The 26,296-nt window shown below is 64.8% G+C and carries 9 protein-coding genes; 7 read left to right on the forward strand and 2 right to left on the reverse strand.

The window, feature by feature from the left end:
• Positions 1–211 precede the first annotated feature (211 nt).
• The 4 genes from NLM25_RS17375 to NLM25_RS17390 all read left to right on the forward strand — a co-directional run bounded on the left by NLM25_RS17375 (position 212) and on the right by NLM25_RS17390 (position 20,272).
• Complete coding sequence (locus NLM25_RS17375) at positions 212–17,509, forward strand: VCBS domain-containing protein (protein ID WP_254141372.1); 17,298 nt, start codon at positions 212–214, stop codon at positions 17,507–17,509.
• Between the two features lie 30 nt (positions 17,510–17,539).
• Entirely contained in the window at positions 17,540–18,355 is an 816-nt protein-coding gene (locus tag NLM25_RS17380; RefSeq protein ID WP_254118128.1) for a sulfotransferase, read from the forward strand.
• A gap of 46 nt (positions 18,356–18,401) precedes the next feature.
• Entirely contained in the window at positions 18,402–18,551 is a 150-nt protein-coding gene (locus NLM25_RS17385; protein WP_254137784.1) for a hypothetical protein, read from the forward strand.
• 245 nt (positions 18,552–18,796) lie between these two features.
• On the forward strand, positions 18,797–20,272 hold the full coding sequence (locus NLM25_RS17390; RefSeq protein ID WP_254137785.1) for a sulfatase-like hydrolase/transferase: 1,476 nt from the start codon (positions 18,797–18,799) through the stop codon (positions 20,270–20,272).
• Positions 20,273–20,419: 147 nt separating this feature from the next.
• On the opposite strand, the gene NLM25_RS17395 is transcribed toward NLM25_RS17390, so the two are convergent.
• Positions 20,420–21,007, reverse strand: coding sequence for an ANTAR domain-containing response regulator (locus NLM25_RS17395; RefSeq protein ID WP_375166839.1), 588 nt, complete (start codon positions 21,005–21,007; stop codon positions 20,420–20,422).
• Entirely contained in the window at positions 21,004–22,179 is a 1,176-nt protein-coding gene (locus tag NLM25_RS17400; RefSeq protein ID WP_254137786.1) for a transporter substrate-binding domain-containing protein, read from the reverse strand. Before NLM25_RS17400 ends, NLM25_RS17395 begins: the two co-directional genes overlap by 4 nt.
• A 409-nt stretch (positions 22,180–22,588) precedes the next feature.
• On the opposite strand from NLM25_RS17400, the gene NLM25_RS17405 reads away from it, so the two are divergent.
• From NLM25_RS17405 to NLM25_RS17415, 3 genes are read left to right on the forward strand one after another with little or no spacing between them, the layout of a single operon-like run.
• Positions 22,589–23,989: an amidase gene (locus tag NLM25_RS17405; RefSeq protein ID WP_254137787.1), complete on the forward strand. Its 1,401-nt coding sequence runs from the start codon at positions 22,589–22,591 to the stop codon at positions 23,987–23,989.
• A gap of 17 nt (positions 23,990–24,006) precedes the next feature.
• A complete protein-coding gene (locus NLM25_RS17410) occupies positions 24,007–25,005 on the forward strand; it encodes an acetamidase/formamidase family protein (protein WP_254137788.1) in 999 nt (332 codons plus the stop codon).
• A 34-nt stretch (positions 25,006–25,039) separates the two neighbouring features.
• Entirely contained in the window at positions 25,040–26,281 is a 1,242-nt protein-coding gene (locus NLM25_RS17415; protein WP_375166840.1) for an urea ABC transporter substrate-binding protein, read from the forward strand.
• Positions 26,282–26,296 lie beyond the last annotated feature (15 nt).

Raw genomic sequence — 26,296 nt, forward strand, 5'->3', positions numbered from 1 at the left:
CCGTACTAATCTGCCGCCGAAGAGTCGTCGCGTTCAGGTTGCGCGACATGAGAATGGCGGTCGAAACATTCGGCAAAAGTCTCGAGGAATTGCATGACGAGGATTGATCTCGTTCGTCGGTAGATGGAAGCGCGACGACAACGTCGTGTGGGTTTTGTTCGGCGGCGGGCTTTCAAACGAACTATGCGGCTTTCTTTTAATGGAATGAACGATGCTGCATGTCGGCAGTGACGATCGGCATTTTTCGCTCTCTATTTCGCAAGAGCTTTCGATCGAAGGCGCGCCCGGTGCATCCGCCGTCGCGGTTGAGGAAACGCATCTCCTGTTCAACGCCGCGTTCGAGCGGGCCGGCGACGACCTGAGGCTGCTCGGTGCCGACGGAAAGAGTCACGTCGTTGCCGGCTATTTCAAATCGGAAAATCTGCACGCGCGGCTGTCGACGGATGGCGCCAGGTTAAGCGGCGAGATCGTCGCTGTGTTAGCCGGGCCTGTTGCTCCCGGACAGTACGCTGCCAAGGATGCGTCGCCGGCGATGCAGGTGATCGGACACGCGGTACGGGTCGAAGGCCAGGTGACGGTCCTGCGCAACGGCGTTGTCGTGGGGCTCAACAACGGCGATGTGCTGCTCAAGGGAGACGTGGTCCAGACCGACAGCGGGGGCACGGCTGGCCTGGTTTTCAACGACGGCAGCGCGTTCCAGCTCGGCCATGGTTCACGCCTTGCATTGAGCGAATTCAAATTCGACCCGCAGGGCAGCACCAATCTGGAAGTCTTCGATCTCATCCAGGGATCGTTCAGTTTCGCGTCCGGCAAGATTGCCGAGACCGGCGACATGCGGATTGGAACGCCGATCGGTTCGGCAAGGATTGCAGGCTCGGCCGGTGGCGGCGATATCTCCCCCGACGATGGATCGGTCACACTGTCCATCTTTCATCAGAACGATGGGCAGCATCAGGCGACCGCCTACGATCGGAACGGCAATGCCATTGCAACCATCAGCAGCGAAGGCGGCAAGCTGGAGCTGAAGCCGACCGGTCCAGCTCAGATAGCAACCAGCGAGCAGGTAAAGACGGACGCCGATAGGGCTGACGAGCTGGATGCCTTGAACAACATTCTGCGGATCAAGAACCTTGCGGACCGCTATAGCAGCGACTCGCCGAACGGTGCCGGCACGCACGGTTCGTCGTCTCCTCCATCTGGCTCGTACGATCCAAGGGGTGGCGCGCCGTCGTCTCTGCCTGATGGAGTTCCCGGCCACGGCCCGCCGGTCAGCACCGGTGCGGACGTCGGCCCCCCCGTGCCCGGAGGTGGTAACGGCGGAGCCGGTACCGAAGTTGGATCGATCCCGGCGCCGCCGGTCAATGATCCGCCCTCGCTATCTTTCAATTCCGGATCGGCGCCGTTGGCTGCGCGCGAGCAAACGCCAGTCGCGATTGCGCCGGCGCTGACGCTGTCCGATCCGGACAGCCACACTTTGCTGCAGGCGACCGTCCGGATCACCGGCAACTATCAGCCGGGCGAAGACATCCTGTCGTTTACGAACACCACGCGGATCGAGGGCAGGTTCGATCCGGCCACCGGCACGCTGACGCTGACGGCGAAGGCCGGCCAGCAGCCGTCGGTTGCGGATTTTGCGGCCGCGTTGCGGGCGGTCTTCTACACCGACACCAGCGACAATCCCTCGCCATTGACCCGCACGCTGACCATGACGGTGCAGGACCCGGACGGCATCGCTCACGGCGGGCACGACACGGCCGTCGCCACGCGCGAGCTGACGGTCAGTGCGGTCGACGATGCGCCGGTCATCGGCGCTGCGCAGACAACCGGAGCGGTGCAGGAGGATACGGCGCTCGATGCCCAGGGACGGCTGCATGCCGACGGTGCGATCGCGTTCACGGACGTCGATCTGGCGGACGCGCATGTCGTCTCGGCCACCTTCGTCAGCTCGACCCGCCCGGGCGGGCTGGCGCTCGGGACCATGAGCGCGCATCTGTCTGCCGACACTGTCAATGGCCTCGGCGGGCAGGCGACGTGGCAATATCTCGTCGACAACGCGGACGTCCAGTTCCTGCGGGCCGGGCAGACCGTCACGGAAACCTATGCCGTGACCGTCGCTGATGGTCATGGCGGGCTGGCAAGCCGGAACGTCACCATCACGATCACCGGCGATGAGGATGCTCCCGTGCTGGCCGCTGCTTCGGGAGGCACCGGGGAAGCTGCTGACGCCGCCGCGCAGCACGTCACGCTGACGGGCACCATGCCGGTGACCGATCCCGATATCGGCGACACGCTGACGGCTTCGATCGCCGGTTCGCCGGTCGTGACTCTCGATGGCCACGCCTTCGCCCTGCCGGCAGGGGCGGCGTCGCTGATCAACAATGCATTGTCATTCCATGCGGGCACCTCCAACGGCGGCACTGCCGGTATCGGCTGGACCTATGATGCGTCCGCGGCCAATTTGGATTTCCTGCGGGAGGGGCAGAGCCTGGTCCTGACCTACACGGTCGAAGTCAGCGACGGGCTCATCACCAGCAACCAGCAGACCCTGACCATCACCATCACCGGCACCAACGACGTGCCCGTGGTGACGGGCGACACCGCGGCGGTCAACGAGGCGGCCGATGCCCATGCGCAGGTCATTTCGCTGGCGGGCTCGATCTCGGCCAGCGACCGCGACGTCGGCGACACGCTGACAGCTTCGGTGGTCGGCGCGCCCGTGGTGAGCCTCGACGGGCACGCCTTCAATCTGCCGACCGGCGCGCTGGCGCTCACCGACAGTGCCGCCTTTGCGATCGACTCCACTGGTCACCTGTCGACCGGCTCCGCCACGACGTTCGGCTGGACCTACCAGCCGGCTGCGGCAGACCTCGATTTCCTGAAGCAGGGTCAGACGCTCACGCTGACCTATGCGGTCGTTGTCAACGACGGCACCGCGGCCAGCGCCACGCAATATGTGACGATCACGATCAACGGCGCCAATGATGCGCCGGTCGCCGTCGCGCACAGCTACACGACCGACGAGGACCATGCGCTGGTGGTGCCGGGCACGGGCGTGCTCGCCGGGGCGAGTGACCTCGACGGCGATGCGCTGCACGCCATCCTCGTCAACGGTCCGGCCCACGGCACGCTGACGCTGAATGCCGACGGCTCTTTCACCTATGCGCCGGTTGGCGACTACAACGGCTCCGACAGCTTCACCTACAAGGTCAATGACGGCCTCGCCGATTCCAACGTGGCGACCGTCGATATCACCGTGCAGGCGGTCAATGATCCGGCTGTGGTGTCGGGCACCAGCAGCGGCGCGGTGACGGAAGCGGGCGGGGTCGCCAACGCGGTGGCGGGGACGCCGAGCGCGACCGGCACGCTGACGGACACCGACGTCGACAATCCCGCCAACACCTTCACAGCGGTCGGGGCCGCCACGGCGAGCGACCACGGTTACGGCACCTTCACCATGACGTCGGGCGGCGTCTGGACCTACAATCTCGACAACAGCAATAGCGCGGTTCAGGCGCTCAATGCCGGCGGGACGCTGACCGACACGTTCACCGTGACGACCATCGACGGCACCCCGCAACTGGTCACGATCACCATCAACGGCGCCAACGATGCCGCGGTGCTGTCAGCCGACACTGTCGGTCTGACCGAGACCGATTCGGTGCTGTCGACCGGCGGCACGCTGACGATCCATGATGTCGACAATCCCGAAACCTTCGTGGCGCAGGCGGGCACGGTCGGGCACTACGGCACCTTCACCGTCGCCCAGAACGGCGCGTGGACCTATGTCGCGAGTTCGGCACATGACGAATTCGTCGCCGGGCAGACCTACACCGACACGTTCTCCGTAGTGAGCTCGGATGGCACGGCCTCGTCCGTCACGATCAATATCCTCGGCAGCAACGACGCAGCTTCGATATCGGGCACTACCACCGGTTCGGTGACCGAGGCGGGCGGCCTCAACAATGCGCTGGCGGGAACGCCGACCGTGACCGGCACGCTGACGGACACCGACGTCGACAATCCCGCCAACACCTTCACGGCGGTCAATGCGGGCGCGGCAAGCGACAACCACTACGGCACCTTTGCCGTCACATCGGCCGGGGTCTGGACCTACACGCTCGACAACAACAATGCCGCAGTTCAAGGGCTCAATGCCGGCGGCACGCTGACGGATACGTTCACGGTTACGACCGTCGACGGCACGCCGCAGGTCGTCACGATCACCATCAACGGCACCGACGATGCTGCCGTGATATCGGCGGTGACGCGCAATCTGACCGAAACTAACGCGGCGCTGTCGACCGGCGGCACGCTGACGATCCAGGATCCCGACAGTCCGCAATCCTTCGTCGCGCAGGCCGGCACCGCCGGGCAATACGGCACCTTCACGCTCGCCGCGGATGGCACCTGGAGCTATGTCGCGAGCTCCGCACATGACGAGTTCGTGGGCGGGCAAACCTACACTGACATCTTCTCCGTCGCGAGTTCGGACGGCACCACCTCGTCCGTCACCATCAACATCCTCGGCACCGACGATCCGGCCACGATGAGTGGGACGACGACCGGTTCGGTCGTCGAGGCGGGCGGCGTCGCCAACGCGGTGCCGGGGATGCCGACCGCGACTGGCTCGCTGACGCTGTTCGATCCCGACACGTCCTCCGTCACCTTCGTGGCCGTCGCCGCGCAGACCGCCAGCACCGGTGGCTACGGCACCTACACCGTGTCCTCGGCCGGCGTTTGGCGGTACACGCTCGACAACAACAATTCCACGGTGCAGGGGCTCGCCGCCGGCGCGACGATGACCGACACCTTCTCCGTGAGGGGAAGCGACGGCAGCGCGCAGGTCGTCACCATCACGATCACGGGCGCCAACGATGCGCCTGTGCTGTCCGGCGACAATGCGGCGGCGCTGCTGCAAGGCCTTGCGACGGCCATCACCACGGCCGACCTCAGCGTCAGCGATGTCGACAACAGCGCGAGCCAGCTCACCTTCAACGTCAGCAGCACGCAACGTGGCTATGTCGCTCTGTCGAGCGCCCCCGGCGTTGCGATCACGAGCTTCACCCAGGCACAGCTCGCCGCGGGCCAGGTGATCTTCGTCAGTGACGGCACGCTGAACCCGGCCGCGAGCTTCACCGTGTCCGCGACCGACGGCAGCGTGACCAGCGTGCCGGTGCTGGTCAATGTCGCCGTCACCAATGATTTCGTGCTGCCGGGCAACATCGACCTCGGCGCCGTCTCGGAAACCATCCACAGCCTGACCCAGTCCGGCGGCACTCTGTCGGGCACCGGCACGCTGATCGATGCCAACGGGGCGACCTTCACCGGCGGCACCGAGAGCGGCAGCGGCACGACCATCGTCAACGGGCTCGCGACCTTCTTCGATGCCAATAACGAGACCTTTACGCTCGACGGCAGGACGCTCGAGCTGCACGGATCCGGCCAGACCGGCGCCTTCTCCGGCGATACGCTGCGGCTGAACAACGGCGCGGCCTTCAAGATCGATGCCGGCGTCACCTTCACCGATGCCACGACCGGCGGAAGTGCCTTCAACATCGCGTCGAGCGCCGGCAGCGGAACCCTCAACGTCGTCGGAAACTACGACAAGACCGGCAGCGGCACCACGATCGTCAGCACGGCGGTCAACAATAGCGGCGTCATCGACGCCAAGGCGGGTACGCTCGATCTCGCCGGCAACGTCACCAATACCGGCACGCTGCAGGCGGACGGCGGCGGCAAGCTGCTGGTTGCGGGCAGTGTCACCGGCAGTGGGGCGGTCACAGTCGGCAATGGCGGCACGGTCGAATTCGGCGCGAGCGTCGGATCCGGCCAGACCATCACTTTCAACGGTGCGCTCGCCACGCTCAAGATCGATGCCCCGGCGAGCTTTGCCGGCACCATCGCGGGCTTCAGCGGCGCGACCGACGCGATCGACCTGGTCGGGATCAACTACAGTTCAGGGCAGTTCTCCCAGTCGTTCAATTCGACGACCGGCATTCTGCACGTCACCGACGGTACCCATAGCGCCGATCTGCATTTCAGCGGACCGACCTACGGCTTCGCATTCTCGGCCGACGGCTCCGGCGGCACCGTGATCAAGCCGTCCAACGTCTACACCGTCCACAACGCCGCGGAGCTCAACGCGACGCTGCTCGCCATCAGCGTGGGTGGCGGAGCTGCTGCCGCAAACACCAACTATTCGATCGAGTTCGCGGGCAACATCTCCATTGCCTCGCTCGGCGCCAATCTGACTGCGATCAATCTGGCCAGCGGCAGCCATCTCGTCATCAATGGCGCAGGCTATTCGCTTGACGGCGCAAATGCTTATCGCGGCCTGTTCGTGTTCGGCGGCAACGTCTCGATCAATAATCTGAACATCGCGCACACGCTGGCCCAGGGCGGCGCCGGCGGCGTCGAAGGCGGCGGCGGTGGTGCGGGTCTCGGTGGCGGCCTGTTCGTGGCGGCGGGGGCAGCCGTCGCGATCGATGCCGTGACGTTCACGGGCGACGCGGCCAAGGGGGGCGCCGGAGGTTACTGGGGGGGTGGTTCGAGCTCAGGCCAAGGTGGCGGCGGTGGCGGCATGGGCACCGCCGGCAGCAGCGCCTTCGCCAGTGGCAGCTATAGTGCCGGCGGCGGCACCTTCATCTACATCAAAGGCGCCCCGGGCGGTACGCTCGGTGTTAACGTCCCGGGGCACGCGAGCTATTCGCAGGCCGCTGCCGGCGGCAAACCTTCGGGCGGCAGCAGCCTTTCTCCGGGTGCGGATGGCGGGTTTGGCGGTGGCGGCGGTGGCGGTGCGAGCGCCAACCAGAACACCACAAATGTAAGAACCTTCAGCGTCGGCGGCGACGGCGGTTTCGGAGGTGGCGGCGGAGCCGCAGGCTCTTACGGCAGCGGAGCGGGAGCGACGGGCGGTGCCGGCGGCTTCGGTGGCGGCGGCGGGCGCAGTACCGCCGGCGCGGGCGGTGCTGGCGGGTTCGGCGGCGGTGCTGGCGGAAGCCGCGATCAGTTTGGGTTTGCCGGTGGCGGCGGCGGCCTCGGCGCCGGCGGTGCCGTGTTCGTGCAGGAAGGCGGCTCGCTGACGATTGCCGGCAGTTCGGTCTCCGGCAATTCGGCTACGGGAGGGCTGGGCAGCCGCGGCGGAGGCGACGGACAGGCGCTCGGCTCCGGCATCTTCATCCAGGGCAACCAGAGCATCACGTTCGCGCCGTCTGCGGGCGCGGACGCCGTCATTGCCGATACGATCGCCGACCAGGGCGGCAATGGCGGCAGTGGCCACGTCGACATTGGCGGCGCGGGCACGGTGCATTTCGCCGGTGCCAACAGCTATGTCGGCGGCACCACCATCGCTAGCGGCAGCACGCTCGAGGTCGAGGCCGGCGGCAGCGCCGGCACCGGCGCCATCATCGACAACGGCACGCTGCGGTTCGAGGCGCCGGGTACGATCGTGAACGCGATCACGGACAACGGCGCGGTTACCCTCGACCACGATGGCACGTTCGAATTCCAGGCCGCCGTGACCGGAACGGGCACGTTCAATTTCGGCCAAGGTCATATCATCACCGCCGTGTTCGATACCGGCGTTCCCGCCGTCACCCTCAAGGGCTTCGACGTCGGGGATACCATCGATCTCAAGTCGGTTGTCGCGACCTCCTTCACGATCGATGCGAACAACGTCATGACGCTGAAGAATGTCAGCGGCACGGCGGTGGCGACGCTGCATTTCGACCCGGCGCAGCATTTCGATCTCAACCTTGCCCTGGTCGCGGACGGCAATGGCGGCACCAACATCCGCCTGGCGCAGACCAGCTTCACGGTGAGCACCGCGGCCGAGCTCAACGCTGCACTGACGGCGATGAGCTCGGGCGGCAACGCCTATGGCGCGAATCTCAACTACGTCATCCATTTCGCCGGCAATATTTCGCTGGCGTCGCTGAGCTCGGATCTTGCCGCCATCAATCTCGCCAGCGGCAGCAAATTGACGGTCGATGGCGCCGGCTTCACGCTCGACGGCGCCAACACCCACCGCGGCTTCTTCGAATATGCCGGCACCGTCACGTTCAAGGACATGACGATTGCGCACACGCTGGCGCAGGGTGGCGCCGGCGCCATCGGCGGTGGCGGCGGCGGCGCCGGACTTGGTGGCGGCCTGTTCGTCGCGGCCGGTGCCACGGCGACGATCGCCAACGTGACCTTCCTCTACAACGCCGCCCGGGGCGGCAACGGCGGCGGCGTGAACCCGGCCGGCAGGATTTATCAAGGCGGTGGCGGCGGCGGCGGCATGGGCACCGACGGAGCCGTTGGCTCCACGACCGGGGTGCAACATTTCTATAGCATCGGAAGCCACGTCGGCTACACCGGCTGGGGCTATGCGGGCGGCGCCGGCGGCGGCCTCGGCCTGTCGAATCTTCCGGGCGGAGGCGGGGCCGGGGCGACGTCGTATCGCGGATCGTCCCCGGCCTCCGGCACCTTTGGCGGTGGTGGCGGCGGCGGTAACGCCTATCTCGCCTCCCGGAAAGCCGGAACCACGGGTGCACAGGGCGGCTTCGGTGGCGGCGGCGGTGCTGGTGGCGGCTTCAACACGAACACCAACAGCTACGGCAACGGCGAGAACGCCGCCGGCGGCAATGGCGGCTTCGGCGGCGGCGGTGGCGGCGGCGGCCTCCGCGGTTGGTTCGGCATCGGGGGATTTGGCGCGGGCAATGGCGGCGTCTCCTTCGCCTATCGTGCCGGCGGGTATTACCAGTCAAAGATCGGCAATGTCGGTGGCGGCGGGCTTGGTGCCGGCGGTGGCATCTTCGTCCAGGAGGGGGGCACGCTGATCCTCGAAAGCGGATCGCTGTCCGGCGGCTCCGTGGCCGGAGGCGCTGCGGGTGCCATCCAGGCGGCTCATCAGTTGTACTCTATGCCTGGCGCCGGGCAGGGGCTCGGCAGCGGCATCTTCCTCCAGGGCAACCAGTCGATCGTTCTCGCGCCGGCGTCCGGAGACGCGATCACGATTGCCGGTGGGATCGCCGACCAGGGCGGCAATGGCGGCAGCGTCGCGATCGAGATCAAGGGGCCGGGCACCGTCGAGTTCGACGGCGCCAATTCCTATGTCGGCGGCACGACGATCGATGCCGGCGCCAAGCTCACGCTCGGTGGGCAGGGGACCTTCGGCAGCGGAGCGGTGGTCGACAATGGCGACATCGTCATTGCCCATTCCGGCACGTTCGGCAATACGTTCACCGGGAGCGGTGACCTCGGGCTCGGCGCCCAGATCATCACCGTCACCTTCACCGCCTCCGTCTCACTCGGTGGCTCACTCGATCTCGGCAATGGCGACAATGTCGCCATCTTCCAGGGCGGGCTGTCTGGCATTCAATCGGTCAACTTCGGTACGGGGATGCAGACCCTGTCCGTCACAGGCGCGATGCCGAGCGCGGTCGTGCATGGCTTCGGCGTCGGCGACACCATCGACTTTGCGACGATCAACGCCACCGGCATCGGCAGCTTCGTCAACAACGTGCTGACGCTGACCGGCCCCGGCGGCGTGCCGGTTGCGACCGTCCACTTCGATCCGGCCGAGCAGAACATCGCGCCGCACGGATTCCTGCTGGTGTCCGATGGGACCGGCGGCACCGAACTGAAGCTCAACGAGGTGCCGGTCTACCATGTGTCGTCCACCGCGCAGCTCGCCCGCGCGATCAACGAGATCAGCGTCGGCGGCGTGTTCTCCGCCACCAACCAGAACTACGAGATCGATATCGTCGGCAGCTTCACGCTGGACGGCGCGCTGCCCGACATCAATCTCGCCAGCGGCGACACGCTGACGATCCATGGCCTCGGCCATGAGATCGACGGCGCCGCCACCTATTCCGGCTTCGTCCTGCGATCAGGCGACGTGACGATCGATCATCTGACCGTCGCCGACTTCGTCCGGCACGGCGGAGACGGGGCGTCACCGGGAACTGCGTCGAAGTATGGCGGCGGCGGTGGTGGACTCGGTGCGGGCGGCGCGCTGTTCATAGGCGCCGGCAGCTCGGCGACACTGACCGATGTCGCTTTCACCGACAATCATGTCTTCGGCGGAAATGGCGGTCAGGGCGGCATCTATGCACCGAGCGTGCCGAATGGCGACCAGGGTGTTACAACGGGAGGCGCATCGAGCCCGGGCCAGCCGGGATTCGGCTATGGCGGAGCGGGTGGTCATTTCAGCGCCAACGGAGGCGGAGGCAGTTTCGGCGGTGGTGGTGGCGGTGGCGGCGGCGGACGCAGTCCGGTCACCTCCTTTCCACCCGGCGGTGGCGGCGCCGGCGGCTACGGCGCCGGCATGGGCGGCACTGGAACCTCTGGAGGCGGAGGCGGCGGCGGCGGTGGTGGCGGCGGCGCGGGCCTCGGCGGCGCGGTCTTCGTCGCCTCCGGCGGTGCACTGAATATCACCGACTGGACCTTCTCCAACAATGGTGCAACGGGCGGCGCCGGCGGCAGCAGTCCATGGGGCACCAGCGGTACGGCGGGCCAGGGCATCGGCAACGATCTCTTCAACTACGGCGGCACGGTCGGCCTGACGTCCAGCGCCGGACAGACCCTCACGGTCGATCAGTTCGTGGGCGGCACCCAAAGCACGTTCAATATTCAGGGCGCCGGCGCGGTCGTGCTGGCGCAGGGCATCGGAACGAATGTCCTCAACATAACCGGCGCCGGCGATGTCACCGTCCTCACCAGGATCACGGCCAGTGCCATCAACGTCTCTGGCTCCGGCGATGTGCTGTTGCGGGGCGCATTCTACGGCAGCGAGGTCTTCACCCACACCGGTAGCGGCACGCTGACAGTCGAGCCGATCTACAACGTCTCGACGACGGACCAACTGGTCGCCACGATCCAGACCGTCAACTCCAATCCTGTCTCTAACCTGTCCGTCGAATACGTGATCAATCTCGACGGAGACATTCCGCTGGTGGCGGGACTGGCGAAGCTTACCCTCGTCGCCGGGGATACGATCACGGTGAATACCGCGGGCCATACCCTGGACGGCGCCGTCAACGGCGCCGGCGGCGGATTCAGTTTTGTGGCAGGTGTGTCCGGCGGAAACGCCCTGCTGGTCGGAAATGCGATCCCCACGTTCGACGTTGCAAGCGTTGCGGAGCTGACGACAGCCTTCAATGCCATCAATGTCGGAGGTTTCTTCTCCTCGCCGAACATCAACTACGTCATCAATCTCGAGGGAGACACCGCGCTCGGCAGCCTGTCGGCGGGCATGCTGAATTTTGCCGCCGGCGATACGCTCACCATCAATACCAACGGACACACGCTGAACGGCGCCGTCAACGGCAATGGTCCGGCTTTCACCTTCGCGACCGGCGCGTCCATGGGCACGCCGGCCTTCACCGGCCATCCCATCGCGACCTTCACTGTCGGCACGATGGCGGAATTCAATGCGGCGCTCGCGGCCATCAATCCCGGCGGCTTCTACTACGGCACGAACATCGACTACGAGATCGACCTGACCGCCGATCTGAAGCTGACCGGCAACATGGCAGCGCTTTTTCTTGCCGCCGGCGACACGCTCACCATCAAGGGTGGCGGCCACACCATCGACGGTTCGGTCAATGGCACGGCGACCTATTCCGGGTTCGATCTCGAATCCGGCAATCTGGTGCTCAGCCAGCTGACGATCGAAGGCACCCTTGCACATGGCCGCGACGGCGGGTCCGTTGCCCACGCCTATGCCGGCGCCGGCGGTGGCGGTGCCGGACTGGGCGGCGGCCTCTTCATTGGCGCAGGTGCGTCCGCGACGCTCGATGGCGTGGCGTTCACCGGCAACTCCGCGATCGGTGGCGCCGGTGGCAATGGCGGCACCGCCGGAGGCTACAATAGCTACGTCGGCGGCGGCGGGCCGGGGAGCCCTGTGAGTGGATTCGGCATCGGCGGCGCGGGCGGTTGGGGGCGCCAGCCGGCCTTCTACGCGCACTCGCGAAGCAACGGTCTGGCCGGCTCATTTGGCGGCGGCGGTGGTGGCGGGGCCAGCGTTTACAGGGTTATCACCCGCAGTCCCCCTTTCTTCGGTGGCGACCTTTATGCAGGCCTCGGCGGCAGCGGCGGTTATGGTGCGGGCAGCGGCGGCGGCGGCGGGGTAAGGGTTGCGTCCGGTGGTGGCGGTGGCGGCGCCGGTCTTGGCGGCGGCGTTTTCGTTGCGTCCGGCGGATCTTTGACGATCCAGAGTGGTTCGATCGGCGGCAACACCGCGGTCGGCGGTCTCGGCGGTGCATCCACGACCGCTGCCGGCGGAAACGGGCAGGGCATCGGTTCGGGTCTCTTCGCGGCCTCGCAGAACGTCACCCTTGCGCCGCTGCTGGGTAACACGCTGACCATCTCGGACACGATCGCAGGTGGAGGCGTCGGCATCATCCATGTCGCGGGCGCCGGCAACGTCACGCTGTCGGGCGCCATCACCGGCACGACGATCGACATCTCCAACACCGGCACGGTGTCGCTGACGGTGGGCGATCTCGTCAACGATTCCTTCTCGCTGTCGGGCTCGGCGCACTACACGCTGGCGAACAAGATCACGGGCGGCGGCACCATCAGTGCCTCCGGCACGTCGGTGCTGACGATCACCGGCATGAACCTGCTGACCGGCGGCATGGCGCTGAGCGGCAACAGCACGATCGATCTCACCTCGGTGAATTCGATCGGCAGCGGCATCATCACCTTCGTCCCCAATTCGGGCGCGACGCTGATCCTCGAAGCCGGGGTGACGCTGCCCAACCAGATCAACGGCTTCAATCCGGGCGATACGATCAAGCTGGTCGGCTTTGCCGCCAATGCGACGGCGACGATGGGCGCGGGCAACGTCCTGACCGTCAGCGATGGCGTTCATTCAGTCGATCTGCATCTCAACCCGGGAGTTGATTTTTCTCTTTTCCAGTTCGACGTCACGGCCTACAGCGGCGGCGTGATGCTGACCGATCGCGTCCCGTTCGGAATCACCGGCGTGGTCGGCCAGCCGGTCTACGGCAGCGGCGTCGAACTGCGCGGCACGGCCGCTCCGGGCACCACGGTCACGATCATTGCCAACGGCGGCACGACCGTGCTCGGCACCGGCATCGTCGACGGCAACGGCAATTTCGATCTCATCACCTCGCCGCTCGCCGACGGCTTCTACACATTCCAGGCGGTTTCGCAGACGGGAACGTCGTCGCAGCTCTCCGCCGGATTCGCGGTCACGGTCCTTCCGAGCGCGCCTGTCATCACGACGCAGATCGGCCATCCGCTCAACGGCGACACCGTGGAGCTGAAGGGCACCGCGCTGCCCAACCAGACGATCAAGCTGTATCTCGACGGCAGCTCGACCGTGTTTGCGACCGGCGTTGCGGACGCCAACGGCAATTTCGACATCGTCACGCCGGCGCTGACCGACGGCGTCCATACCATCCGGGCGACCGAGACCGACAGCCTCGGCCTGGTAAGCCCGCTGTCGGCCGGCTTCATCGTCAACGTCAATCCGACTGCCCCCACGATCACCGCGCTGGTCAACAACCCCTTCAATGGCGGGCCGATCGAGGTGAAGGGCACGGGCGAGCCCAATCACACCATCCAGATCTTTGCCGACGGTGGTACGACGGTGATCGGCACCGGCACCACCAACGCCAGCGGCCAGTTCGACATCGTGACCTCGGCGGGACTGAGCAACGGGGTCCACACGCTGACGGCGGTCGCCGTGACGTCGAACCTGCCAAGCACGGCATCGAACGGTCTCTCCATCACTGTCGTTCCGTCGGCGCCGGCCATCACCACGCTGGTCGGCCAGCCCGACAATGACGGCACCATCGAGGTCAAGGGCACGGGCCAGCCGAACCAGAGCGTCACACTCTACGCCGATGGTGGCACGACGCCGGTCGGAACCGGTGTCATCGACGCCACCGGACATTTCGACATCACGACGACGGTGACATTCGCCGACGGCGTGCACCGCCTGACCGCGACGGCGACCGATGCCGCGAACCTCGTCAGTCCGGTGTCGTCGCAATTCACCGTGAACGTGATCCCGGATACGCCGGTCATCTCGGCGGTGCTTCCCGTTTCCGGCACCTCGCAGCGCATCGAGGTGCAGGGCACCGGCGAGGTCGGCGAGACCATCAAGCTGTTCGCCGACGGCAGCACGACGGTGCTGGCCAGCGGCGTGGTCGATGCGACCGGTCATTTCGACATCTTCGCCAATATCCTCGGCGGGGCGCATATCATCCGTGCCACGGAAACCAACGCCGCCAACCTCGTCAGCCTGGTCTCCTCGGGCGTGTCGGTCAACGTCACGCCGAATGCGCCGGCGATCACCGCGCTGGTGGGCCAGCCCATCAACGGCACCACCGTGACCGTGAAGGGAACCGCCCAGCACGTCGGCGGCACCATCACGCTTTACGCCGACGGCGGCACGACGGCAGTCGGAACCGGCACGGTTGCCGCCAACGGCACGTTCTCGATCACGACCACCGTGACGTTTGCAGACGCCATTCACACTTTTACCGCGACGGAGACCGACGACGGTATGGCGAGCGGCCTGTCGCCTGCATTCACCGTCAACGTCAACCCGATCGCGCCGACGATCACGGCGCAGATCGGAACAACGGTGGAGGGCGGTGCGCTCGAGTTCGTCGGCACGGGCGAAGTCGGCAACACCGTGACGATCACCCTCGGCGGCGTCACCATCGGTTCGGGAATCGTCGATGCCACCGGGCATTTCGACATCACGACCATCTCCGGCCTGAACCCCGGCGTCCAGGCCGTGTCGGTGACAGAGACCAATGCGGATCATCTCACCAGCACGGCATCGGGCTTCGTGGCGACGGTTGCGCCGGTCGCGCCGGTCATCACATCGGTGGTTTCGGTCGACGATCCCGGCGGACGCGTCGAGGCTTTCGGCACCGGCAAGGCCGGCGACATCGTCACGCTGTATGCGGATGGCGGCACGACTGCGATCGGCTCGGGCACGGTGGACCAGACCGGCCACTTCGCGATCTATTCGATCAACGGCCTTGCGCTCGGCGCCGGCGCTCACACGATCACGGCGACGCAGACGCTGGTGAACGGCGCGGGCTCGGCGACCAGCGCCGCGTCGACGGCCTCCAATGTGAACGTTGCGACGACCGCCACCAGCTTCACGATCACAACGGCCGCGGAGCTCGCCGCCGACATCGCAGCGATCGATCTGACCGGCGCATATTCACACGTCAACACGCACTACACGTTCAACATCGTCGGCGACCTCGTCCTGAGCACACAGCTCGCGGCGTTCAATCTCGCCTCTGGCGATACGCTGACGATCCATGGCAATGGGCATACCCTGGACGCCCACGGACTTCCCGGCCTGTTCGTCTATTCCGGCACGATCGACATCGACAATCTCAGCGTCATCAATGCGGTTGCCAGAGGTGGCGACTCCACCAGCGGTGGCGGAGGCGGCGCGGGACTTGGCGGCGGCCTCTTCATCGCCTCGGGCGGCGCGGTCACGCTCGACAATGTCAGCTTTGCACATGATCGGGCGGTCGGCGGCAATGGAAGCTATTTCAATGGCTATTCCGCCAGCGGCGGCGGCGGCATGGGCGGCGCTGGCAACGTCAATGGCGGCGGCGGCATCGGCCTCGCGGCGTCGGGCGGGAGCTATTTTGGCTACGTGCCCGGTCGCGGCATCGTTATCGGCGCGGCGGCCGGTGGCGGTGCTGGAGGTACCGATGGTGGCGGCGGCGTCACTGGCACCAGTCCGTGGGGCTCCGGTCGCTACGGCTATGTCGGCGGCGCTGGTGGCGGCATCGGTGGTGGCGCGGGGTCCGCCACGTCGGGCGGCGCCGGTGGTTTTGGCGGTGGTGGTGGCGGCGGCGTCGTCAGCCCTGTGGATCTCACGGGCGGCGCCGGAGGTGCCGGCGGGTTCGGCGGTGGTGGCGGCGCTGGGCTGCGGGGTGCGGGCGGCGCCGGCGGGTTCGGTGGTGGCGGCGGTGCCGGCTATTGGGGCTACGCGAATGGCGCCGGCGGTTTCGGCGGCGGGCAAGGCAACTATCAATCGGGCGGCGGCGGACTCGGCGCCGGCGGCGCGATCTTCGTCCAGGAAGGCGGCTCGCTGACCTTCGGCGGCAGCGGTGGCACCCACGACAACAGCGTCGCCGGTGGTTCGGGCTCGAATGTCGGCCACAATTCCGGATCGGGCCTCGGCAGCGGCATCTTCCTCCAGGGCAACCAGACCATCACCTTCGCTCCGGATGCGGGGCACATCATCACGATCAGCGACGTGATCGCCGATATGACCGGCTCGCACGATGCCAGCGGCCAGACCGGCGCGGGACATCTGGTCCTCGATGGCGACGGAACGCTGGTCCTGGCGACCGCGAACACGTTCACCGGCGGCATCACGATCGAGAACGGCACGCTCGACCTCACTGCGAGCGGCGCGGCCGGCTCCGGCGCGATCGACTTCTCGGCGGCGGATCATGCCGCGCTGGAATTCAGCGCCGCAAACGCGCCCGTCAACGCGATCGAGCATTTCGGCACGCGTGACCAGATCATCGTCGACGGCTTCCACGCCACGAGTGAAACGTTCATCAATGGCGTTCTGGTTCTGAGCGGCGCGAGCGGATCGGTCAGCCTTACGGTCAGCGGCGATGACATCGCTTCGCTGTCGGACTTCCATTTCGCCTACGACTCCGCGGCCAACACCACGACCATCACCGCCGGGCCGGATCGATCGGGCAACGACGTGATCCATTACGGTGTCGGCGCGCAGAGCCTCACCGGCGGGACGGGGGACGACGTGTTCTTCTTCCGCGGCAGCGACCTTGCCGCGGGCGTCACCGACAAGATCACCGACTTGTCCTGGGCAACCGGCAGCAGCGAGCACGACCGCATCCATCTCGAAGGCGTCGATCCCAATGCGGTGTCGGTCTCGACCGTCAATGGCGGCCACGACACCGACATCGCGATTTCCGTCGCCGGCGGCACGGCGCACATTCTGGTGCAGGGCGTCGGTTCGGGGCCGCTGCAGATCGAGTTCCAGAACACGACGCCGACGGATGATGCGCATTTGAATACGCTGCTGACGCCGTCGACGGTAAATGAGATCGTCGCAAGTTTCTATTTCGGCGCCAATCCGCCCTATGCCAAATCTCTGGTCAGTTATGGCGCTGATGGCGCGGTCATCGCTCAGGATGTCACCAACAATGACGGATCGCACCTGGTGACCGTGCAGGGGGACAACGCTGCGCTGACGGCGTCAGCGGCGAACGATACGTTCGTGTTCCAGTTCAATTCGCAGGCGGCCGCCACGGCTACCATCGGCAATTTCGACGTGGCGCATGACGTCCTGCAACTCAGCCAGTCGGCTTACGCGGACGCGGCGGCAGCGCTGGCTGCGATCACCGCCGATCCGCACAACGCCGGCAACCCGGCCGATACCATCATTGCGCTGGACGCGCTTCACTCGGTCACACTGACCGGTGTCAATCCAAACCTGCTGCAGCAGCGGGATTTTCTGGTAGTCTAGTCACGAATCCCCAGTCAGGTTTGCAGGATCATGCAAGGCGATATCCATTTCATCTCCGGCCTTCCGCGCGCGGGCTCGACGTTGCTGTCGGCGATATTGCGACAGAACCCGCGCTTTCGCGCCGGGATGACCGGACCGGTCGGCTCGCTGGTCGACGGCATGCTGCGCAGCATGAGCATGAACAACGAGACCGCGATCTTCATCACCGACGAGCAGCGCCGGGAGCTCATCAAGGCGATCTTCTCGACCTATTACGCCGATCTGCCGAAGGGGCATGTGGTGTTCGACACCAACCGCAATTGGTGCGCACGGCTGCCGCTGATCACCGAGCTGTTTCCACGCGCCAAGGTGATCTGCTGCGTGCGCCACATTCCCTGGATCCTGGACTCGGTCGAGCGGCTCATTCGCAAGAACAAGTATCAGCCGTCGGGCATCTTCAATTTCGAGCCGGGCGGCACGGTGTATTCGCGCGTCGAAGGGTTGGCCGCTCCCAACGGCATGGTTGGCTTTGCCTGGAATGCGCTGCGCGAAGCGTTTTGCGGCGAGCAGACCGCCTGCCTGCTGGCGCTGACCTATGAGACGCTGACCACCCAGCCGGAGCGGGCGATCGCGGCCGTTTACGAGTTCATCGGCGAGAAGCCGTTCGCCCATGATTTCCAGAACATCGAGTTCGACGCCGAAGAATTCGACCGCAGGATTGGTACGCCGGGTCTCCACAGGGTCGGCAAACGTGTGGAATCCCCGGGTCGTAAAACCGTGCTGCCGGGCGATCTCTGGCGCAAATACGAGAACGATGCTTTCTGGGGCGACCCCGCCCGCAACCCGAACCAGGTGAGGGTGATCTAGGGCAGGGTATGACCACCTCGAATTCGGTGTCTGTCTCGAGATTTTCTTGCTGACCGCCGATGCCTTGCTCGAGAAGCGCGAGGCGAAACCCGCAACGACGCCAGCGCCTGCTTTTGATCCGGCTTCGCCGAGCATCGGCTCGCGCAGCCCATTGCAAGATTTGTCCAATGTGAGCGGGTTGCTCACTCCCTGTTGATGTCATGGACGATCCGTGCCGCGCGCGGGATGTAGCCCTGCGACGGGCGCCGCACATCAACGTTGCCACTTCGGTTAGAGGCCCCGAGGATGTCGGGCCTTATCTGGATTGCGGCCGGGCCAGCCCCACTAGCCTCCTCGATATGGTTAATTCATTCCACGTGTTTTCCGCAGTCGCAATTAATCTGAATTTCAGGACTCGCCTATAGATTGAACCAAGGGACAACAGTCTTTTTGGTTGCGAAAATGCTTCCGTCGTCAATGCCCGCCGATGCGCGCCAGGCCGCGCAAGGCCCTCAAAAGTGGTCCATGTTCTTTAACGCGCTCGTTTCGCCCAACGTACGGCTACTCGCGGGCGGACTGCTGATTCCAAACCTGATCTCGCTCGCAACGATGGCTTCATTGGTCGATATCGGCTTCCCGCCGCGGTCCATCGCCATCGCTCTCTATGCCAGCATTGCCATCCTGGCGCGGCGCATTCCCTTCATGATCACGGCCGCGCTGTTTCTTGCCGCGCTCACGTTCGACGTTGTGCAAACGTTGTCTCTGATGTTTGGCCTCGGGCTAGGTGACTTGATGGCAGCTGTCGACCACGCGAGGCGCATCAATTTCTTCGCCTCTCCGCTCTATTTTGCTTTGATCGCCATACTCGTCATGACCACGAGCGCGACCCTGGCATGCTTGAGGCCGCGCGCCGTGCTCATGAAGGCGAACATACCGGTTCTCTTCTTCGTGGCGCAGGCGTTCGGTGTCCTCGACTATGTCAGCAACGCATCGCCACACTACCATTTCGGCTCCACGATGGGGAGCAGTGAGCCGGTGCAATCCGCTGCGGAAGTGTCGGGTTTTAGGGCGGCGGCGGGCGCTGACGGAAAAAACGTTGTCCTGGTGATCGTCGAGAGCCTGGGCTACCTGCTGGATCAGAACGCCCGAGCGCGCATAGCGGAACCACTGTATGACCAAAGCCTGACGAGGGATTACACGGTCACGTCCGGAAAAACGGTCTATTTCGGTTCGACGACCTCGGGCGAGATGCGGGAACTATGCAATACGCGCACATTCTACACGGAGTACGTTCAGAACGACACCAACACCTGCCTGCCTGATCTGCTGGCCGCGCGAGGGTATAGCAACATCGCCATGCACGGCTTCGCTGGAGGCATGTTCGAGCGTGAGCGGTGGTATCCGACAATCGGCTTCGACCAGGAATTTTTCCGCGACGAGTTGGTCAAAACGACCCACCGCGTATGCGGTAGCGCCTTCGCCGGCGCGTGCGATGCAGATCTTGCGCCCGTGATTTCTGCAGCCTCCCGCGACGCGGGAAAGCAAGGCAAGCCACGCTTCATCTATTGGCTCACTCTGAATACACATATTCCGGTCGCGCCCAGCCAAGCCCTGACGGATTTTCATTGCGGGATCGACGGTGGCGTCTTTGGGCGACCCAAGGTTTGCCGGATGGCCGAACTTTGGCACGACGTATTTGCCGTCGTCGCGAAGATAGCGCGCGACCCAGCCGTGGCGCCGGCCGACATCCTGGTCGTCGGCGATCATGCGCCGCCGTTCTGGTCGAGGCATGACCGCGCCCAGTTCGAACCCGGTCAAGTGGCTTGGTACAGGCTCCAGCCCCGGCGAGCGCCTCCTATGCCGATGCCGGACGCTCTCAACCAACAGAGAGCATCGGTAAATGACGCGGCAAGTCTGAACCTCGTCAATTCGCGATGAGTGCTGCAGCCGCGGAAATCATCTAGCGGCGCGAATGTTCAAGAACGCTGCGGTGACCAAGAGAAATCTTGCCAGCATTTCGTGCAACGCAGGCCGTGTGGCGGTAATCCGAGCGTTCCGTTGGAAGGCGGTGAACCGGCAGGTGGTCTAACCGGTTGCGCGTGGGAGAATGCCCTTTGCCGTAATCTCCGCCGAAAGCTCTTCAATCGTCTTGCGTTGTTCCATGGCGGATCTGCGGATCAGTGCAAAGGCGGCTGGTTCCGCGAGCGCGTGCGAGTGCATCACCTGGAGAACGGCGGCAAGCACGACGCGACGCGACCGAAGACGCTGCTCGAGCTTGAGCACCTGCTGCTTCAATTCGTTGGTGCGTTCGTTGCGTTCGAACGCCATGACGAGCGCCGCGTAGATGCCGGCCGAGCGCAACGGCTTGACCAGGAATGAGGCCGGATCGAGTTCGAACACCAGCTTCAGGCGGCTCGGCGTCTCGGTGCCGAGCAGGGCGATGACCGGGCAGCGCCCCAGGAACGCACGTCGAGCCGGTTGTGTCAAAGGCAGGAACTCGTCATCGATCAACGCCAGATCCGGCGCGAAGTCGATCGCCCCTGTGGGGTCCCATGCGACGCTGTCGATCCCGAGACGCTCAAACTGGCGCCGGACGATCGAGGCATCGCGTTCGTCCTTGATGGCGACGAGGGCCTTGCGTCCGCGTAGCGAAAATGAAGACGGTTTGCTCATTTCACAACCCGCAAATGTGGCGCATTCGGCAGCGCACTACCCTTCGACGTGTCCCGCGAAGGACTTACGGCAACGTCGAGCTGGGTCAGATAAGGATCAGGCTTAACAGGCGCGTCAGCTTCCCAGAAGATATCAAACTGTCCTTGCGGATTGGACACGGCCAACCGCGGTGTAAGGACGCAATGGTTGTTGCCGCCGTCGATCCAGACTGGTCCTTGCGGCGAATTGTAGCGATGGCCGGCCGCAGCGCGTCGCACTTCCACGATATCAGATGTGCCTGCGCGCTGCAGCGCGCGCGCCAGCAGATAAACCGCGACATAGGCGGATTGTCCGTCGACGGAGGGGCTGCTGTCCTCGCCATAGCGCGCCTTCCAGCGTTCGACGAACGCGCGGTTCTCAGGCAGGCGGATGCTTTCGAAATAGGCGGACGACGTGATGCACCCGGCCGATGCCGGTCCGACGATTGACAGTTCCGGCTCGCACAGGCTGCAGCTCAGCATCGGAATCTCGAGCCCGGCGGCCTTGGTGCCGGCGTGGAAGGCACGGATGAAGTCGTAGCTCGAGCTTCCGACCAACGTGTTGAACACGATGGGCGGCTTCCTCCGTACGATCTCGTCGACGATATGCCCGACGGCGCTTTCGCCGAGCTCGAGCAACCGTTCGGCGAGGATGTGGCCATCCGCCGCGCTGACCAATTCCCGGGTGACGCGATTGGTTTCCCATGTCCACACGTAGTTGGAGCCGACGCAGAAGATTTCGCGTGACAGATTGTCGAGCACGTAACGGACGAGCGGCAGGACGTTGTGATTGGGCGAGGCGCCGACATAGATGACGTTGTCGGAACACTCGAAGCCCTCATAGCGCGCAGGATACCAGAGCAGGCGATCGGTGCGCTCCACGATCGGCAAGACCTGCTTGCGCGACGCCGACGTGTAGCAGCCGATGATATGCTTGACGCCGACGTTGCGAATGAGGTCGTCGCAGACCGTATGGTATTCCGAGATGATGCCGCGGGGATCGCGAATATGGGCTGCGATCGAGAAGTCGAACTCCGCCTGGCTGTTGATCTCGTCGACCGCCATCATCGCGCTCTTGAGGATTTCGCGGCCCATGGCCTGATAGGGCCCGGACTGCGAGCAGATGATGCCAACGGGAACAGACGGTTTTGTCATTGACGGCTTTCGGTCGCGCAACGCGAAGATGAAATCATCATCGCCGATGACAGCGCAAGTGGCTTGCCGTTTTGCTGCGCAGCACTCTCGAAATTTAGGCAGACAGCATCGTTGACAATGCGACGGACAGTTACTTAGACTTTCCTCCTACAGGGCCTCCTGTCGAACCTCGCGTGCGCCGATCTGGCCGATGACGTCCAGCTCTTTGTACTAAGTGCTTCGTTCGATGTCGGACCCTAAGCGATAGTTCATAGCCGCGGCATTTGAGCCATTCGTCACCTCATTCGGGAGGGACGGGTGGCTTTTTGCGTTTGCCGCCAGGGAAGCTGGCAATGCGACCGCGTCGCCAGAACGTTGACGCATGCGCGGGGACGACCGCGTGTCACGTCGAGTGGGAGGATGAAGAACAATGGCAGCAGCAGATTTCCACTATCTGGGACTCGTCGAGGTCGGGCGGAAGATCCAGGCGAAGCAGCTGTCGCCGGTCGAAGCGACCAAAGCGATGCTCGGGCGGATCGAGAAGCTCGACGGCAAGCTCAAGAGTTTTGCGCATGTGATGGCTGACTCGGCGCTCGCTGATGCCGCCACGGCCGAGAAGGAGATCGCTTCCGGCAAGATCAGGGGGCTGCTTCACGGTGTGCCGGTGGCGGTCAAGGATCTCTGCTGGGCCAAGGGCGCGCCGGCGGCCCATGGTATGACCATTCATCGCGATTTCCGTCCCACCGAGGACGCAACGGTCGTTGCGCGGCTGAAGGATGCCGGTGCAATCATCCTCGGCAAGCTGCAGCAGACCGAGGGCGCCTACGCAGACCACCATCCGAAGATCGATCCGCCCAAGAACCCGTGGAACGCGGATCTCTGGCCCGGCGCGTCGTCGAGCGGTTCCGGCGTCGCGACCGCGGCGGGCCTCTGCTTCGGTTCGCTCGGCACCGATACCGGCGGATCAATCCGCTTTCCGTCCGCGGCCAACGGCGTCACCGGGCTCAAGCCGACCTGGGGACGTGTCAGTCGCTACGGCGCGTTCGAGCTTGCGGCGACGCTGGATCACATCGGCCCGATGGCGCGGAGCGCGGTCGATTGCGGCGCCATCCTCGGCGTCATCGCGGGACAGGATCCCAGGGACACGACGTCGGTGCCGCTGGCCGTCCCCGACTATCTCGCGGGTCTATCCGGCGACCTGCGTGGCGTGACAATCGGCGTCGACCGGCGCTGGACCAGCGAAGGCACTGACGGTGACGCGGCCAAGGTGCTGACCGAGGGACTGCGTGTGGCGGCCGATCTTGGCGCGAAGATCAAGGAGATCACGTTCCCCGACACCAAGGCGGTTGTCGACGACTGGTTCCCGCTTTGCGGCATCGAGGTCGCCGTTGCGCACGAGGACACCTATCCGGCGCGCAAGGACGAGTACGGCCCTGCGCTCGCGGGCTTGCTCGATCTCGGGCGGCAGCAGTCCGGTATGGACTACCAGAAGATCGTGCTGCGGCGCGAGGCGTTCCGCGGCGCAGTGCGTGTGCTGTTCGAGACCGTCGATCTCATCGCGGTCCCGGCCCAGGCGTTCGCCGCGCCCACGCTTGCCAAGATGGCGGCACTTGGTGAGGACGCCTCGCTGATTGGCGGATTGCTCCGCTTCACGTGCCCGTTCGACATGACGGGAAGCCCGACCGTAACGCTTCCCGGCGGCTTCGCGGCGAATGGCGGTCCGGTCGGCTTCCAGTTCGTCGGGCGTCATTTCGACGAGGCCGGCCTGGTTCGCGCGGGCGATGCGTTCCAGCGCGTCACCGACTGGCACAAACGTCATCCCGGGATCTGAGTTGAGGAGACATTCGTATGTCTGCAGAAGACTGGTTGAAGAACTCCATCATGGCCAAGCGCGCAGTCGCAAAGGGTGCGACGGGCGCGACGCATAGTCTGACCATCGAGCAACAGGGCGGCTTCCACTACGTCTACGGTCCCTATGCCAAGCCGACCCTGTCGATCGACCCGGGCGGGGTGGTCGTCGTCGAGACGGAAGACGCCTTCGGCGGTGTGCTCACCAAGGAGAGCGACAGCCCCACGGCCAAGCTGAACTTCCCCTATCTCAACCCGCAATGCGGACCGATCGCCGTCAAGGGCGCCAAGAAGGGCGATTGCCTTGCGATCTATATCCGCGATGTCGAGACGCGGGGTGAACAGCCGGCCGGAACGACCTGCATCATTCCGGAGTTCGGCGGGCTGGTTGGAACAAGCTCGACCGCGCTGCTCAATCCGCCGCTGCCCGAGCGCGTGAAGAAGCTGCATGTCGACAGGAACGGCGTGCGCTGGAACGACAAGATCACGCTGCCCTACGAGCCGTTCATCGGCACCATCGGCGTCTCGCCGGAGATCGAGGCGATCTCGTCACTGCAGCCGGACTATCACGGCGGCAACATGGATCTGCCCGACGTCGCTCCCGGCGCGATCATCTATTTCCCGGTGCACACCGACGGCGGGATGCTCTACGTCGGCGACTGCCATGCGACGCAAGGCGACGGCGAGCTATCCGGCGTGGCGATGGAGCAGCGCGCGACCGTCACGCTGCAGGTCGACCTGATCAAGAACTGGAGCTTCGCATGGCCGCGGCTCGAGACGAAGGACTTCATCATGACGATCGGCAGCGCGCGTCCGCTCGAGGACGCGGCGCGCATCGCCTATCGCGAGCTCGTGCGGTGGATGGCGGCCGATTACGGCTTCGACGAGATCGACGCCTACATGCTGCTCAGCCAGGCCGGCCGCATGCGGCTCGGAAACATGGTCGACCCCAAATACACGATGGGGGCATCGATCCTGAAGAATTACCTCAAGCCATGACATCCAGCCGCTTTCAGAAACAGGGGATATCACGATGAATTCGGGACGTAAGTTCGGTATCGTCTTGCTCGGCGCCATGCTCGGTACAGCGGCGGCGATGAGTGCTGCTCGGGCAGCGGAACCACCGTTGAAGGTGGGTCTGCTCGAGGACGTGTCAGGCGACCTCGCCTTCATGGGCATGCCGAAGCTGCACGGCTCTCAGCTCGCTGTCGAGGAGATCAACAAGAGCGGCGGCATTCTCGGGCGACAGATCGAGCTGATCCATCTCGATCCGCAGGGCGACAACGCGCGCTATCAGGAATTCGGCCGCCGCCTGCTCAATCGCGACAAGGTCGACGTGCTTATCGGCGGCATCACCTCGGCCTCACGCGAGGCGCTGCGTCCGATCGTAGATCGCACCTCGACGCCGTACTTCTACACCAACCAGTACGAAGGCGGCGTCTGCGACGCCAGCATGATCAGCATGGGCGCGGTGCCCGAGCAGCAGTTCTCGACGCTGATTCCGTGGATGGTCGAAAAGTTCGGCAAGAAAGTCTACGTCATCGCCGCCGACTACAATTTCGGTCAGATCTCGGCCGAGTGGAACCGCAAGATCATGAAAGATCTCGGCGGCGAGGTCGTGGGCGAGGAGTTCATTCCGCTCGGCGTGTCGCAGTTTGCGCAGACCATCCAGAACATCCAGAAGGCAAAGCCGGACTGGTTGCTCACGATCAATGTCGGTGCGGCCCAGGACTCGTTCTTCGAGCAGGCGGCGGCAGCCAACCTCAATCTGCCGATGGGGTCTTCGATCAAGGTCATGCTCGGCTTCGAGCACAAGCGGTTCAAGCCGCCGGCGCTCAACAACATGCACGCGACCGCCAACTGGTTCGAGGAGATCGACACACCTGAGGCCACCGAGTTCAAGAAGCGCTGGCACGCGAAATTCCCCGACGAACTCTACATCAACGACATGGGGTATAACGCCTACAACGCGCTCTACATGTACAAGGCGCTGGTCGAGAAGGCGAAGTCGATCAAGCTCGACGACATGCGGAAAGTGATCGCGACCGGAGATGCCTGCATCGATGCTCCCGAAGGGAAGGTCTGCATCGATCCGAAGAGCCAGCACACCTCGCATCGCATGCGCCTGATCTCGGTCGGTCCGAAGCACGAGGTGAAGGTCGAGAAAGACTACGGGGTGATCCAGCCCTACTGGCTTGGCGAGATCGGTTGTGATCTCACCAAGAAGAACGACAAGGATCAGTACACGCCAAGCCATCTCCCGAAGAAGTCGTGACGTCGGGCGGGCACG

The organism is Bradyrhizobium sp. CCGB01, assembly GCF_024199795.1.
Lineage (GTDB): Bacteria > Pseudomonadota > Alphaproteobacteria > Rhizobiales > Xanthobacteraceae > Bradyrhizobium.

Excerpts from the sequence above, each read along its gene's own strand:
- NLM25_RS17410 (WP_254137788.1), top strand. The coding sequence starts at position 24,007 with ATGTCTGCAGAAGACTGGTTGAAGAACTCCATCATGGCCAAGCGCGCA.
- NLM25_RS17400 (WP_254137786.1), bottom strand. The coding sequence starts at position 22,179 with ATGACAAAACCGTCTGTTCCCGTTGGCATCATCTGCTCGCAGTCCGGG.
- NLM25_RS17405 (WP_254137787.1), top strand. The coding sequence starts at position 22,589 with ATGGCAGCAGCAGATTTCCACTATCTGGGACTCGTCGAGGTCGGGCGG.
- NLM25_RS17395 (WP_375166839.1), bottom strand. The coding sequence starts at position 21,007 with ATGAGCAAACCGTCTTCATTTTCGCTACGCGGACGCAAGGCCCTCGTC.
- NLM25_RS17380 (WP_254118128.1), top strand. The coding sequence starts at position 17,540 with ATGCAAGGCGATATCCATTTCATCTCCGGCCTTCCGCGCGCGGGCTCG.
- NLM25_RS17375 (WP_254141372.1), top strand. The coding sequence starts at position 212 with ATGCTGCATGTCGGCAGTGACGATCGGCATTTTTCGCTCTCTATTTCG.
- NLM25_RS17415 (WP_375166840.1), top strand. The coding sequence starts at position 25,040 with ATGAATTCGGGACGTAAGTTCGGTATCGTCTTGCTCGGCGCCATGCTC.
- NLM25_RS17390 (WP_254137785.1), top strand. The coding sequence starts at position 18,797 with ATGCTTCCGTCGTCAATGCCCGCCGATGCGCGCCAGGCCGCGCAAGGC.